We start from the raw sequence: 12,612 nt of genomic DNA on the forward strand, positions 1-12,612 counted from the left end.
AGGAAAATACAAAATGCCCAAAAGTCAGGCACCGGATGGTGTCGAAGCATGCTCTTCGAAAACCGCAGATGGATCAAGTCTCCGGGGATTTCCGCAAGGGCCGCCGGGCAGGGCGGCATGGCATGAGCGGGGGGACGTCGACCCGTCACAAAGCGTTTCGGGCGCTGTCGCTGCACGTTCGGTCGCCGGCATGCGGTTATTTGCGCGGCGGGCGTGCACACTCGTTGGAGGCCCGCGAGGTGCTCGGGGTTGAAATGACGGGCGACGGTCCGCGACCGTCGTGTAAGCGCGCGTGTGAGCGGCCCGGGGGTCAGTCCGGCAGGCGTACCGAGACCAGATGCCGTCCCTCCGCATCGCGGCCTCCGAGATCCAGCGCGCCGTTCAGCCGCGCGACCGCGCTCGCCACGATGGAGAGGCCGAGCCCGCTGCCCGAGCCTGACGGCCCGCGCACAAAGCGCTCGGTCATGCGCGCGCGCTGATCCTCGGGGATGCCGGGGCCGTCATCGGCGATGCCGATATGCAGCGCGCCCTCCGCGTGCCGCGCAGTGACGCGCACGCTGCCGCCGTTGGGGGAGGCGATGATCGCGTTTTCGATCAGATTGCGCAGCGTCGCATGCAGCAGGAAGGGGCTGGTGCGGACGGTGCCGGGCAGCGGCGCGAGGTCGCTGTCGAGCGCGATCTCGCGGGCGCGGGCGAGGGGGGCGAGCTCTGCCATTGTCTCGCCGATCAGCGCGGCGGGGTCGGCGGCGGTCTGCTCCGGTGTCTCGCGGTCGATCTCGGCAAGCTCCAGCAGTTGGCGCACCAGCCGGTCGGTGCGGTCGACAGAGGTTTCGATGGCGCGCAGGGCGGCGGCGCGGGTCTCGGCATCGGGGGCCATGCGCAGCACCTGCGCCTGGGTGCGCATGCCCGCGAGCGGCGTCTTCAGCTCATGCGCGGCATAGGTGGTGAAATCGCGCTCGGTGTCGCGGGCGGCGGCGACCCTGGCAAAGAGCGTGTCGAGCGCGCGGCGCACAGGCCTTATCTCGCGCGGAGCCGGACCCTGGGGCAGGGGGCTCAGATCCGAGGGGGAGCGTGCCCGCAGCGTGGCGGCGAGCCGGTCGAGCGGCGCCAGCCCGCGCGCGACGCTGATCCAGATGAGCCCGCCCAGAAGCGGCAGGATGATTGCGGCCGGCAGCAGCAGCCCCTCGATCACGTCGCGCACCAGCCGGTCGCGCACGGCGATGCTGTCGCCGACCATCACCCGCACGCCAAGCGCCGGGTTGACCACGGTAAAGACCCGCCAGGGCTCGCCCTCGACATCGGATTGCGAATAGCCCGCACCCTCGGCGGCGGTGAGCCGGGCCTGCGGCGCGCCGTCCGAGCGGCCCACCAGCGCGTCATCGTCGAGCGACCAGATCTGACAGGAGAGCTGCCGGGTGTAGCCGCCCGCCGGCGGCATCGGCACCTGCATCGTCTCGCCACCGGCATGGGCGACCTCGATCCGGTGATCGGAAATCAGCGAGGAGACCATGGTCGCGGCCTCGGCCAGCCGCGCGTCGAGCACCCGCTCGACCTCGGCGCGGGTGGAGGTCTCGATCCACAGCACCGCCGAAAGCCAGATCGCGCCGGTGGCCAGCGCCAGGATCAGGAACAGCCGCAGCCGGATCGAGATGGTCATGACCCCTCCGCCGCGACGCGGTAGCCGAGCCCGCGCACCGTTTCCACAAAGCCGCGCCCGAGCTTGGCGCGCAGCTTGTGCACATGCACCTCGACCGTGTTGCTCTCGACCTCCTCCTGCCAGCCGTATAGCCTCTCTTCGAGTGCGGCGCGCGACAGAACCCGGCCGGGATGCTCCATCAGCGCGTGCAGGATGGCGAATTCGTGCCGGGAAAAGCGTAGCGCGGCGCCGTCGCGGCTGCCGGTATGCGTGGCCGGGTCGATCTCCAGCCCGTTCCAGTGCAGCGCGCCGCTGGCACGGCCTTCGCCCCGGCGCAGCATGGCGCGCAGCCGGGCCGCGAGCTCGTCGAGATCGAAGGGCTTGCCGAGGTAGTCGTCCGCCCCGGCATCGAGCCCGCGCACCCGGTCGCGCACCTGATCGCGGGCGGTGAGCAGCAGCACCGGCAGGGCGGAGCCGCGCGCCCTGAGCTCGCCCAGCAGGTCGAGCCCGAGCCCGTCGGGCAGCATGATGTCGAGCACCATGCCCTCGAAGTCCGAGGTCTCCAGCGCGGCGCGGGCATCGGCGAGCGTGGCCACACGGTCGGCGGTGAAGCCCGACAGGCGCAGCCCCACGCTCAGCCCGTCGGCCAGCACCTCGTCATCCTCCACGATCAATATGCGCATCCCGGTTTCCTTGACGTCGCCGTTGCCCGGACAACCTTAAGGCTGTCTTAAGCTCTGCCGTCCAGCCCGTTCCCCATGACTTTCCCGCGAGCCCGTGCCACCATGCCTCCCATGTCCATTCAGATCCCCTTCCGCCCGCTCATCGCGCTGACCGCGCTTGCCTTTCTTGCCGCCTGCGCCATGCCGCCAAGCGACGTGCCCGGCCAGATCGGGGCCGAGACACGGGCGATGTATGCCGCCGTCGAGGATGACGGTCGCGAGATCCCGGCGGTGCCGGACAAGTACCTCTCGGAAGCCGGCAAGCGCCAGCTCGTGCCCTATTACGCGCCCTATCCGGCGGGAACCATCGTGGTCGATCCGGGCGGGCGGCATCTCTACCACATTCAGGGCGACGAGACCGCGATGCGCTATCTCGTGGCGGTGGGCGCGGCGGGCTACGGCTTTGCCGGCGAGGCGACGATCCCGTTCCAGCGCGACTGGCCTTACTGGACGCCCACGAAGAATATGCTGAAACGCGACCCCGAGACCTATGGGCCGGTGCGCAACGGTCTGCCCGGCGGGCTCGACAACCCGCTGGGCGCGCGGGCGCTCTATCTCTACCGCAATGGCCGCGACACGCTTTACCGCATTCATGGCACCTCCAGCCCCTGGACCATCGGCCACGCGACCTCCTCGGGATGCATCCGGCTTTTCAATCAGGACATCATCCATCTCGCCGAGCAGGTGGAGCCGGGCGCCAAGGTGGTGGTGCTGCGCAAGGAAGAGGCGGGCAAATGGACCAGCCCGCCCGAAGAAGGCACCGACGGGGAAGACGTATGAGGCTGACCCGCAGAGAGAGCCTTGCGCTGGGCGCCGGTGCCGGTCTGATCGGCCTGCTGCCGCGCGGCGCCGCGGCGCAGGAGCTGACGGTCGAGGCGGTGCTGCGCGACCCCGACGCGCCGGTTCTCGGCAATCCGGAGGGCGATGTGACGGTGGTGGAGTATTTCGACTACCAGTGTCCGTATTGCAAAGCCATGCATCCGGTGCTGAAGGACGTGCTGGCCGAGGACGGCAATCTCCGTCTGGTGATGAAGGACTGGCCGATCTTCGGCGCGCCCTCCGTCCGGGCGAGCCAGTTGGCGCTGGGTGCGCATGGCCTCGGCGCCTATGAGGCGGCGATGGAGGCCTTGATGACCACGCAGGGAAGGCTGAGCCAGCGCCAGGTCGATGCGGTGGTGTCCGGGGTCGTGCCGGCGAAAGAGGCGCTGCGCGCCTATCGGCGCAACCGCAAGACCTGGGACGGGCTGATGGAGCGCAACGCCTATCAGGCGATTGCGCTGGGCTTTCGCGGCACGCCGGGTTTTGCCGTCGAGACGGTGATCTATGACGGCGCGCTCGACCGCGAGATGCTGAAAGCCGCCATCGCCGAGGTGCGGCGGGGATAGGCGCTGTCTGCCTTAAGGTTGGTTTAAGGCAGGGCTGCTCTGGGGGAGGCTGCGGCATCCTCATGCCGTGGCAGAACAAAGGAGCAGACAGATGAGCCATACCCTTACGCGCCGTGGCGCGCTGGTACTCGGCGCCGCGGCGGCCGGAACGCTCGCCGCCCCCGCCATTGCCTCCGAAGGCATCACCCGGCGCAATATCTCCAGCTTTTCCATGCAGGACTGGCGCGATCATTTCGACACGCTCGGCGTGGCCAGCATCGTCGCCGACACCACCTCGCGCGCGCTGCATTTCTGGTCGGGCGACGGCAGCGATTACCGCATCTATCCCACCTCGGTGCCGCTGACCGAGGAGCTGACCAAGCGCGGCTACACAGAGATCGTGCGCAAGAAGGTCGGGCCCTCCTGGACGCCGACGCAATCGCAGCTCGAACGTTACCCCGACTGGAAGCCGATCCCGCCGGGCCCCGACAATCCGCTCGGCACCCATGCGATGTATCTGAGCTGGCCCGCCTATATCATCCACGGCACCCACGATACCCGCAAGATCGGGCGGCGCAGCTCGGACGGCTGTATCGGGCTCTATAACGAAAAGATCGCCGAGCTGTTTCAGCTCTGCCCCATCGGCACGCAGGTGCGGGTGATCTGATCGCACCAGAAACCGGCTGTCAGAACAGGCCGAAAAAGCGCTCTGGCAGCCGGTATTGCAGATCGTAATCCGGGCGGTCGAATTGCCAGAAGCCGGTGTCGCCGCGCGGCTTCCAACTGCGTTGCATGCGCTTACGCACCCAGTCCAGATCAAAGCCCTCCTGCATCTCGAGCCCGGCGAATGCCTCGAAGACCGCGCGGTCCTCGCCGCGCGCCTCGGCGAACCAGTGCCGACCGATGGCGGCTTCCTTGACCCCGACGCCGACCTCTTCGGTGACCTGGTTGCGCCGGTTCATCGTCTCCGTATAGGTCGCGAAATCGCAGTATTTCAGGTGGAAGAGATAGAGCGGATCCGGGGTGAAGAGCTTTGAGGCCTGGGTGAAATGCCCGCCGCGCGCGATCTTGGTGCCAAGCGAGACGACGCAGGGCTTGGAGTAATGCGGCGCAAGTCGCAGATGCCGGCGCGGGCCGAGGATCGTGTCGCCAAGCGCCTCGGCCTCCAGGTCGATGCGGTGGATCACCTCAAGACCCAGCGGCGTCAGCACCCGGCGCAGCGGCTTGTCCGCCAGCCAGTCGAGCAGCGATACGCCCTCGGCGGGATCGAGCGCCACCAGCTCGTCGACATCGCCGACGATGACGTGATTGTAGTAGCTGCGCAGCCCGGCCACGAGATTGTTCAGCAGCCGCCAGCGCTTCATGTCGAAATTCGCATGCGGATCGCCTGGAATGCCGATGATATTGCAGCCTTCGGCCAGCCGGGTCATCTCTTCGCCCCGGCCATGGTTGACGACATAGCAGTTCTCGCGCCCGAGCAGGCGACCGTAATAGCCGACCCACGCCTTGAGGAAAAAGGCGTCGTCCCGAACCATCGTCACCGCGGCGGCCACCGATTGCATCTGCTCCTGCCCCTCTTGCCGTGGGTTTGCGCCAGCGTAGCCGCTTGCCGGGCGAAAGAGAATCGCCAATCGCGCGGGTGCGCGTTATCCTTGTCTGCAAACCACCGAAAAAGGGGCGGGGCAGAGTGATTTCGCAGGCGTTTTCCGAAACCGGCTGGCAATTCGCGCCGACGGGGCGGCCTGTCACCCGCTATCAGGTGTTCGGCGAGCGCTCCTCGGGGACGAATTTCGTCAAGCGGCTGATCGGGCGCAACACCGTGCTGGCGCCGACCGAAGAGCTTGGCTGGAAACACGCGCTGCCGCATATGACCGCGATCCCGGCGGATCTGGCGGCGATCTGCGTTGTGCGGCATGCGGGCGACTGGGCGCGCTCGATGCATGCCAAGCCCTGGCATTGCCCACCGGAGATGCAGCGGCTGCCGTTTTCCGAGTTTATCCGCGCCGAATGGGCGACGATTGCCGACCGGGCGCGCTATTTCCCGCAGGTCAAGGCGCTGGGCGGGGTGGGCGCGCCGCTGCAACTCGACCGCGACCCGCTGACCGGTGCGCCCTATGCCGATCTTTTCGCGCTGCGCCGGGCCAAGCTTCAGGGGCTGCTGAGTTTCTTCAACCGGGGCTGCGCGGTGGTGTTCTGCCGGCTGGAGGCGGTGCAGGCTGCGCCGGAGGTGTTCCTTGCCGAGCTTCAGGCGGAATTCAGTCTGCCACCCGCGCCGCAGCCCTATCGGCCTGTCGTGAAGCGGCTGGGGGCGAAGTTCCTGGCATCCGTGGAGGATCGCCCCGAGACGCCGTTGCGGCTGTCGGAGGGGGATATGGTGTTTCTGCGGGACCGGCTCGATTTGGAGCAGGAGGCGGCGCTCGGGTATCGGTACTAAGGGCATTGATCCCCATACCTGAGGCCCGGAACAAGGCGCGTAGCGCCGCCTCTCACACATCGCAAAGCGATGTGTTGCCGGCAGGCGTTTGCAAGCAAACGCCGAGAGGCGGGCCCAGCGTCATGCCGAAGGCATTCCTATGGCATGACCCGTCCGGGCGGGCTGCCGCTTTGGTGACGCCAGCGCTTAGCTTCTAGGTTCTTCGGATCTGGCCGGGATAAATCAAGGGATTCAATGGGGAGAGCGTCAGCCCACGGGCCGCCGCCGGGCCCGGCTTCCGTTGCGCTTAAGTCACTTCACCGCAGGCGTCCCGGGGACTGCAATCAGTGCCCCGGCCCGTCCTTTGCAACCGATTTGCGGATCCGCCGGATCCCCAGCCAGACCGCCAGCGCCACGGGCAGCACCGTCAGCGCTGTCAGCAGGCCCTTGCTGATCCCCACGGCACCCGCCACCGGGTAGAGCAGATAGCCCACCAGCGACACCGCGTAATAGCTGATCGCCACCACCGAGAGCCCCTCGACCGTGTGTTGCAGGCGCAATTGCAGATCGGCGCGGCGGTCCATGCTCTCCAGCAGCTCCTGATTCTGCGCCGAGCGCTTCACCTCGACCCGTGTACGCAGCAGATCGCCCGCCCGCATCGCCCGCGCCGACATCGCCTCCAGCCGCTTTTCGGTGCTCTTCACCGTGCGCATGGCGGGCTCGAAACGCCGCGCCATGAATTCGCGGAAGGTCTGGCGCCCCTCGAACCGCTCTTCGCGCAGCACCGCGATGCGCTGGCTGACCAGCGCCTCATAGGCGCCCGTCGCCGAGAGCCGGAAGGCGGTCTGCGCCGCCAGCGTCTCGAGCTCGGAGGAGACCCGCAGCAGCGCCTGCAAGGTCTCTTCCTCGGGCGCCTCGCCATGGGTCATGTCGGTCATCAGCCGGGTCAGTTCCTCGTCGATCTCGGTCATCCGCGCGGCGATGGCGCGCACTCGGGTAAAGCCCAGCATCGACAGCGCCTTGTAGGTCTCGATCTCGCAGAGCCGCTGCACCACCCGCCCGACGCGACGCTCGCCGGTGCCGGCGGTGGGGAACACCGCAAAGCGCAGATGCCCGCCCTGGTCGATGCGGAAATCGCCCGCCACCACCAGCGCGTCGTCGAGCACCCGGCTCACCGCCATGCTGTCGGCGACCAGCCAGTCATTGGCCAGCGCGTTGGTCTCTGCCGGATCCTGCGGCCGTTCGCAGACCCGGATCATCGCCGAGGTCACCCGCACGCCGGGCGCACTGGCCAGCCAGTCCTCGGGGAAGACGTCGAAATCCGCCGGATCGAAGGGGCGCTCGCCGAGACCGTTCAGGAACACCGTGTAGGTGACGAACTCGGTATGCTGCTCCCATTTCAGCACATGCGGGCCGATGGCGGCGGAGAAATGCGTGGCGCCGGGCTGCGGGTGCTGGGTGCCGTAGCGGTCGAGCAGCGCTTTGAGATGCGCCACATCCTGCGCCCGGTCGCGCGAGGCGGCATCCTGCGCCTTCTTGATCGCCAGATAGACCGCGCGGCAGGGCGCGCGCAGCGCCGGAAACGGGCGGGCGTGCAGCTCGTTGGCGAGCTGATAGCGCAGCGGGTGGTCCTCTATCGGCGGCATCGGGGCGGTCCTGCAGTGGCTCGTGTCGCGGCAACCTACAAATGCGTGCCTCAAAGTAAAGAAATTTCTTAAGTCGTTTCAGTGTGTTACGGGGATGCAATGGTATACAAACCGGCAAGCCCCGGAAATGTCAGGGCTTTGGCGCCGCCGCCCCGACATAGCGCGACAGCATGACGTAATCCTTTCGCGGCCCCGAGACATGCCAGCGGGTTGTCCAGACCGGCCATGCGCCGAAATCGTAGAACACCGCATAGGTATCCGGCGGGCAGCGATGCTCGGCCTGACCGCCCTCTGCCGGCACCTGGTGAAAGAACCGCCCGTCCTCGAAATACACCCGCAACGCCCTGTCCCAGAGATAGCGCCGCTCGCTGTGATAGCGGGCCTGCGGCATCACCAGCGTGCCGCGCTCGATATAGAGCGCGCCCATACCTTTCGGGACCCAGAGCGCGGTGCCTTCGAACCGTGCGATACCTCCGTCGTGATGGCGGATCTGGCGTTCGAGCTCCCATTCTCCGAAAAACGCGTCGAGATTAGCCACTGGCCGCCTCGCTTTCCCATTTAAACCAAACCGGGGGCCGCACCCTCGTGCGGAGGCGGCGGCGCCCCTCGAACCCTTGCCGCCTCGCTCCGCACGCCCTATGACGCGCGCGACGCCCATGCAAGCCGAGGACTGCCGATGATCCCCCGTTACGCCCGCCCCGAGATGACCGCGATCTGGGACCCCGCCACCAAATTCCGCATCTGGTACGAGATCGAGGCGCATGCCTGCGACGCGCAGGCGGCCCTCGGCGTGATCCCGAAAGCGAATGCCGAGGCCGTGTGGAAGGCCAAGGACGTGGAGTTCGACGTCGCCCGCATCGACGAGATCGAAGCGGTCACCAAGCACGATGTCATCGCCTTCCTGACCCATCTCGCCGAGCATGTGGGCAGCGAGGAGGCACGCTTTGTGCATCAGGGCATGACCAGCTCGGACGTGCTCGACACCTGCCTGAACGTGCAGCTCGTGCGCGCAGCCGACATCCTGCTGGAGGGCGTGGACAAGCTGCTCGCCGCGCTGAAGAAACGCGCCTACGAGCACAAGGACACCGTGCGCGTGGGCCGCTCGCACGGCATCCACGCGGAGCCCACCACGATGGGGCTCACCTTCGCGCGCTTCTACGCCGAGATGGACCGCAACCGGAACCGCCTGGAAAAGGCCCGCTACGAGATCGCCACCGGCGCGATTTCCGGCGCGGTCGGCACCTTTGCCAATATCGACCCGGCGGTCGAGGAGCATGTCTGCGAAAAGCTCGGCCTGCGCCCCGAGCCGATCAGCACGCAGGTGATCCCGCGCGACCGCCACGCGATGTTCTTTGCCACGCTGGGCGTGATCGCCTCGTCGATCGAGAACGTCGCGATCGAGATCCGCCACATGCAGCGCACCGAGGTGCTGGAAGGGGCCGAGTTCTTCTCCATGGGCCAGAAGGGCTCCTCGGCGATGCCGCACAAGAAGAACCCGGTGCTGACCGAGAACCTCACCGGCCTTGCCCGGCTGGTGCGCATGACGGTGATCCCGGCGCTGGAGAACGTGGCGCTCTGGCACGAGCGCGATATCTCGCATTCCTCCGTGGAGCGCGGCATCGGCCCGGATGCGACGATCACCCTCGATTTCGCCCTGAACCGCCTAGCGGGCGTCGTCGACAAGATGATCATCTATCCGCAGAACATGCTCGACAATATGAACAAGTTCCCCGGGCTGGTGATGTCGCAGCGGGTGCTGCTGGCGCTGACACAGGCCGGCGTATCGCGCGAGGATGCCTATGCCATGGTGCAGCGCAATGCGCTCAAGGTCTGGGAAGAGCGGCTCGATTTCCGCGAACTGCTGCTGGCCGACGAAGAGGTGGTCAAGGCGCTCGGTGTCGACGGCATCAACGAGAAATTCGACATGGGCTATCACACCAAGCATGTGGACACGATCTTCAAGCGGGTCTTTGGCGAGGGCTGAGTGCTTGCCAGCCCGCAGCGCAGGTGGCGCCGGCGGGCAGGCATATTTGTGAAAGAGAAGACGCAGGGGCGTGGCGCGGAATTTGGCGCTCACGCCTCTGTGACCTTCGCGTTTTACGGGAATCTTTTTGCCGTTGCGTCAATCCATGCTAGTTTTGGCATATTCCAGCAGGAGGACGCAGAATGACGATCAAGACGCTACTGACCGCCGCCGCCCTCGCGGTTGCACCGGCCCTGGCCCTCGCCTGCCCGGCGAAACAGGAGGCGAAGATGAGCTGCTCCGACGGGATGGTCTACGATTCCGCCAGCAACAGCTGTCAGGTCGTATCGGGCTGAAAACCGCTAAGATTTGCCTGGAGGAGGTGGCCCGCAAAGGCCGCCTTTTTCGTTTTTGGTGGGGATTTCGGCCATGATTTCGGTCGGGAGTGAGGCTTCGTTAACCCGGGCGCGGTAGCTCTGGGGCACCAGAACGGAGCGGTTCCCGATGTCGAATCTGTCCCCGATTGCCACCTTGCCGGGCCCGGTTGCGCCGCGCCCGCCGCTCACACGCCGGGCCAAGGCGGCGATCATCGTGCAATTCCTGCTCAACGAGAACGCCGATGTGCCGCTCTCGTCGCTGCCCGACGATTTGCAGGCGGAGCTGACCCAGCAGCTCGGGCGCATGCGTTATGTCGACCGCGAGACGCTGAACGCGGTGATCGAGGAATTCTCCGAGGAGCTGTCCTCGGTCGGCCTGTCCTTTCCCGGCGACATAGCGGGCGCGCTTTCCGCGCTCGACGGCAAGATCAGCCACCGCACCGCCGCGCGGCTGCGCAAGGAGGCAGGCGTGCGCCAGACCGGCGATCCCTGGGAGCGGATCAACAAGCTCGACGAGGAGCGGATCGAACAGCTGGTGCTGGGCGAGGCGACGGAGGTGGCGGCGGTGATGATGTCGAAGATCGACACAGCCAAGGCCGCGCGCGTGCTGGCGCGGCTGCCCGGCGACCGGGCACGGCGGATCTCCTATGCGATCTCGATGACCGCCGGTGTCAGCCCCGAGGCAGTGGACCGGATCGGGCTGAGCCTTGCCGCACAGCTCGACGCCGAGCCGCTCAAGGCCTTCGAGAAAAAGCCCGACGAGCGGGTGGGTGCGATTCTCAACTACGCCGCCAGCGCCAAGCGCGACGAGGTGCTGGAGGGGCTGGAGGAGACGGATAGCGAGTTTGCCGAGGCGGTGCGCAAGGCGATCTTTACCTTCGCCAATATTCCCGACCGGCTGAAAAAGGCGGATGTGCCCAAGATCACCCGCGACGTGCCAGCGGATGTGCTGACCCAGGCCATCGCGGCGGCGCAGTCGGAGGTGGATCTGGCGGCGGCGGAATTCCTGCTCGAGAACATGTCGAAGCGCATGGCGGGCAGCCTGCGCGAGGATGCGGCGGGCATGAGCGTGGGCGCCAAGAAGGGCGAGGCGGCGATGAATCAGGTGGTCTCGGCGATCCGCGATCTGGTCACCACCGGCGAGATCGAGCTGCGCGATCCCGATGACGAGGAGGAGTGATCTCGCGTGTCAGGCGGGCCGTGCGGCGGGCTCTGCGCGCAAATGGCCCGCGCCCCAGGCGCTGAGCGCCACCATCGCCGCGGCCGTGCCGAGGCAGAGCGGCAGGCCTCCCAGCTGGTAGCTCGCTCCGGACAGCACTGTGCCCATCAGCCGCCCCGCCGCGTTCGCCATGTAGTAGAAGCCCACATCCATCGTCACCCGCCTGTCCTCGGTGAAGGCGAGGATCAGGTAGGAATGCAGCGCCGAGTTCACCGCGAAGATCGCGCCGAAGACCAGCAGCCCGGCCACAAGCAGGGCGGTCAGCCAGGGCGCGGGGCTGCCCGCGGCGAGGGTGAGCAGTGCCAGGGCCAGCGGCACCACGCTCAGCGCCAGCGCCCAGGTTTTGGCATCGGCGACGATGGCAGCCGCGCCGCGCGCTCTTGCGTGCAGCAGTTTCGGCGCGGCCGCTTGCACCGCACCGTAAAGGATGATCCAGACCGCCATGAAGCTGCCGATGACGAAAAACGCCATGCGGTTGCCCGCCTCGGAGCCGTCCGACAGCACCGCGTAGAAATAGATCGGGATGCCGACCACGAACCACACGTCGCGCGCGCCAAAGAGAAACACCCGCGAGAGGCTCAGCCAGTTGACGTTGCGGTTCTTGGAAAAGACCTCGCGGAATGCCGCGTCCTTGCGCCCGGTTGGCAGGCCGGAGGGCATGCGCAGCACGACCGCGATCAGGATCGCCGCCAGCACCGCCGCCATGCCCAGCACCGAAGGCACGAAGCCGGCGAGCCCCAGCAGCGCCGCGCCGAGCAAAAAGCCCAGCCCCTTCACCGCGTTCTTGGAGCCGGTCAGCAGCGCCACCCAGCGGAAAAGCCCGTCGCCGCCCTTGGGCGCCAAGAGCTTCACCGCCGATTTCGAGGACATCTTGGCGAGATCCTTGGCCACGCCGGACGCGCCCTGCACCAGCATCACATAGGCCACCGAGGCGCCGATGGCCCAGGACGGATCCAGCCGCGCCAGCGCCAGCAGCGCCACGACCTGAAGCGTCAGCCCGGCATAGAGCGTCGCGGTCAGCCCGAACCGCGCCGCGATCCAGCCCGCCGAGAGGTTGGTGACCACGCCGGCGATCTCGTAGAGCACGAAGAGATAGGCGAGCTGCACCGGCGAAAAACCGAGCGTGTGGAAATGCAGCAGCACCAGCATGCGCAGCGCGCCGTCGGTGAGCATGAAGGCCCAGTAGGCGGCGGTCACCGCCACATAGGCGGCAAGCCCGCTGGCTCGGTCGGTCGGCATGTCGGGCGGTCCTTTGGGTGGCGGCGTTGGGGG

13 protein-coding genes are annotated in these 12,612 nt (G+C 67.2%); 7 read left to right on the forward strand and 6 right to left on the reverse strand.

From position 1 onward, the window contains the following. Positions 1-310 precede the first annotated feature (310 nt). On the reverse strand, positions 311-1,657 hold the full coding sequence (locus Ga0080574_RS15345; protein ID WP_076701321.1) for an ATP-binding protein: 1,347 nt from the start codon (positions 1,655-1,657) through the stop codon (positions 311-313). Further along, the gene (locus Ga0080574_RS15350; protein WP_076701325.1) at positions 1,654-2,319 is read right to left on the reverse strand and encodes a response regulator; all 666 of its coding nucleotides are present in this window, start codon (positions 2,317-2,319) and stop codon (positions 1,654-1,656) included. The genes Ga0080574_RS15345 and Ga0080574_RS15350 overlap by 4 nt, the downstream gene beginning before the upstream one ends. A gap of 111 nt (positions 2,320-2,430) precedes the next feature. Here Ga0080574_RS15350 and Ga0080574_RS15355 point away from each other — a divergent pair, with 111 nt between their 5' ends. The 3 genes from Ga0080574_RS15355 (at position 2,431) to Ga0080574_RS15365 (ending at position 4,389) form a co-directional block, all read left to right on the forward strand. Next, positions 2,431-3,138: a L,D-transpeptidase gene (locus tag Ga0080574_RS15355; RefSeq protein WP_237219262.1), complete on the forward strand. Its 708-nt coding sequence runs from the start codon at positions 2,431-2,433 to the stop codon at positions 3,136-3,138. Further along, on the forward strand, positions 3,135-3,743 hold the full coding sequence (locus Ga0080574_RS15360; RefSeq protein WP_076701333.1) for a DsbA family protein: 609 nt from the start codon (positions 3,135-3,137) through the stop codon (positions 3,741-3,743). The genes Ga0080574_RS15355 and Ga0080574_RS15360 overlap by 4 nt, the downstream gene beginning before the upstream one ends. A 91-nt stretch (positions 3,744-3,834) precedes the next feature. After that, positions 3,835-4,389 carry a L,D-transpeptidase gene (locus Ga0080574_RS15365; RefSeq protein ID WP_076701338.1) on the forward strand — a complete coding sequence of 185 codons (555 nt, stop codon included), beginning with the start codon at positions 3,835-3,837 and terminating at the stop codon, positions 4,387-4,389. Positions 4,390-4,408: 19 nt separating this feature from the next. Here Ga0080574_RS15365 and Ga0080574_RS15370 read toward each other — a convergent pair whose 3' ends face one another. Continuing rightward, complete coding sequence (locus tag Ga0080574_RS15370; protein ID WP_076701342.1) at positions 4,409-5,284, reverse strand: glycosyltransferase family 2 protein; 876 nt, start codon at positions 5,282-5,284, stop codon at positions 4,409-4,411. Between the two features lie 125 nt (positions 5,285-5,409). On the opposite strand from Ga0080574_RS15370, the gene Ga0080574_RS15375 reads away from it, so the two are divergent. Next, positions 5,410-6,156, forward strand: a complete 747-nt coding sequence (locus Ga0080574_RS15375; protein WP_076701347.1) for a hypothetical protein — start codon at positions 5,410-5,412, stop codon at positions 6,154-6,156. Positions 6,157-6,479: 323 nt separating this feature from the next. Here Ga0080574_RS15375 and Ga0080574_RS15380 read toward each other — a convergent pair whose 3' ends face one another. Both Ga0080574_RS15380 and Ga0080574_RS15385 read right to left on the reverse strand, forming a co-directional pair. Then, positions 6,480-7,781 carry a DUF3422 family protein gene (locus tag Ga0080574_RS15380; protein WP_076701352.1) on the reverse strand — a complete coding sequence of 434 codons (1,302 nt, stop codon included), beginning with the start codon at positions 7,779-7,781 and terminating at the stop codon, positions 6,480-6,482. Between the two features lie 130 nt (positions 7,782-7,911). Next, complete coding sequence (locus tag Ga0080574_RS15385) at positions 7,912-8,319, reverse strand: DUF6314 family protein (protein WP_076701357.1); 408 nt, start codon at positions 8,317-8,319, stop codon at positions 7,912-7,914. Between the two features lie 138 nt (positions 8,320-8,457). Here Ga0080574_RS15385 and purB point away from each other — a divergent pair, with 138 nt between their 5' ends. The 3 genes from purB (at position 8,458) to Ga0080574_RS15400 (ending at position 11,301) form a co-directional block, all read left to right on the forward strand. Further along, the gene (gene purB / locus Ga0080574_RS15390) at positions 8,458-9,765 is read left to right on the forward strand and encodes an adenylosuccinate lyase (protein ID WP_076701361.1); all 1,308 of its coding nucleotides are present in this window, start codon (positions 8,458-8,460) and stop codon (positions 9,763-9,765) included. Between the two features lie 182 nt (positions 9,766-9,947). Further along, a complete protein-coding gene (locus Ga0080574_RS15395) occupies positions 9,948-10,100 on the forward strand; it encodes an adenylosuccinate lyase (RefSeq protein WP_076701364.1) in 153 nt (50 codons plus the stop codon). Positions 10,101-10,248: 148 nt separating this feature from the next. Beyond that, positions 10,249-11,301, forward strand: coding sequence for a flagellar motor switch protein FliG (locus Ga0080574_RS15400; protein WP_076701369.1), 1,053 nt, complete (start codon positions 10,249-10,251; stop codon positions 11,299-11,301). A 9-nt stretch (positions 11,302-11,310) separates the two neighbouring features. On the opposite strand, the gene arsJ is transcribed toward Ga0080574_RS15400, so the two are convergent. Next, the gene (gene arsJ / locus Ga0080574_RS15405; protein WP_076701372.1) at positions 11,311-12,579 is read right to left on the reverse strand and encodes an organoarsenical effux MFS transporter ArsJ; all 1,269 of its coding nucleotides are present in this window, start codon (positions 12,577-12,579) and stop codon (positions 11,311-11,313) included. Positions 12,580-12,612 lie beyond the last annotated feature (33 nt).

It is taken from the genome of Salipiger abyssi (assembly GCF_001975705.1).
Taxonomy (GTDB): domain Bacteria; phylum Pseudomonadota; class Alphaproteobacteria; order Rhodobacterales; family Rhodobacteraceae; genus Salipiger; species Salipiger abyssi.

Excerpts from the sequence above, each read along its gene's own strand:
- Ga0080574_RS15365 (WP_076701338.1), top strand. The coding sequence starts at position 3,835 with ATGAGCCATACCCTTACGCGCCGTGGCGCGCTGGTACTCGGCGCCGCG.
- Ga0080574_RS15360 (WP_076701333.1), top strand. The coding sequence starts at position 3,135 with ATGAGGCTGACCCGCAGAGAGAGCCTTGCGCTGGGCGCCGGTGCCGGT.
- purB (WP_076701361.1), top strand. The coding sequence starts at position 8,458 with ATGATCCCCCGTTACGCCCGCCCCGAGATGACCGCGATCTGGGACCCC.
- Ga0080574_RS15370 (WP_076701342.1), bottom strand. The coding sequence starts at position 5,284 with ATGCAATCGGTGGCCGCCGCGGTGACGATGGTTCGGGACGACGCCTTT.
- Ga0080574_RS15380 (WP_076701352.1), bottom strand. The coding sequence starts at position 7,781 with ATGCCGCCGATAGAGGACCACCCGCTGCGCTATCAGCTCGCCAACGAG.
- Ga0080574_RS15350 (WP_076701325.1), bottom strand. The coding sequence starts at position 2,319 with ATGCGCATATTGATCGTGGAGGATGACGAGGTGCTGGCCGACGGGCTG.
- Ga0080574_RS15395 (WP_076701364.1), top strand. The coding sequence starts at position 9,948 with ATGACGATCAAGACGCTACTGACCGCCGCCGCCCTCGCGGTTGCACCG.
- Ga0080574_RS15345 (WP_076701321.1), bottom strand. The coding sequence starts at position 1,657 with ATGACCATCTCGATCCGGCTGCGGCTGTTCCTGATCCTGGCGCTGGCC.
- Ga0080574_RS15355 (WP_237219262.1), top strand. The coding sequence starts at position 2,431 with ATGTCCATTCAGATCCCCTTCCGCCCGCTCATCGCGCTGACCGCGCTT.
- Ga0080574_RS15400 (WP_076701369.1), top strand. The coding sequence starts at position 10,249 with ATGTCGAATCTGTCCCCGATTGCCACCTTGCCGGGCCCGGTTGCGCCG.
- arsJ (WP_076701372.1), bottom strand. The coding sequence starts at position 12,579 with ATGCCGACCGACCGAGCCAGCGGGCTTGCCGCCTATGTGGCGGTGACC.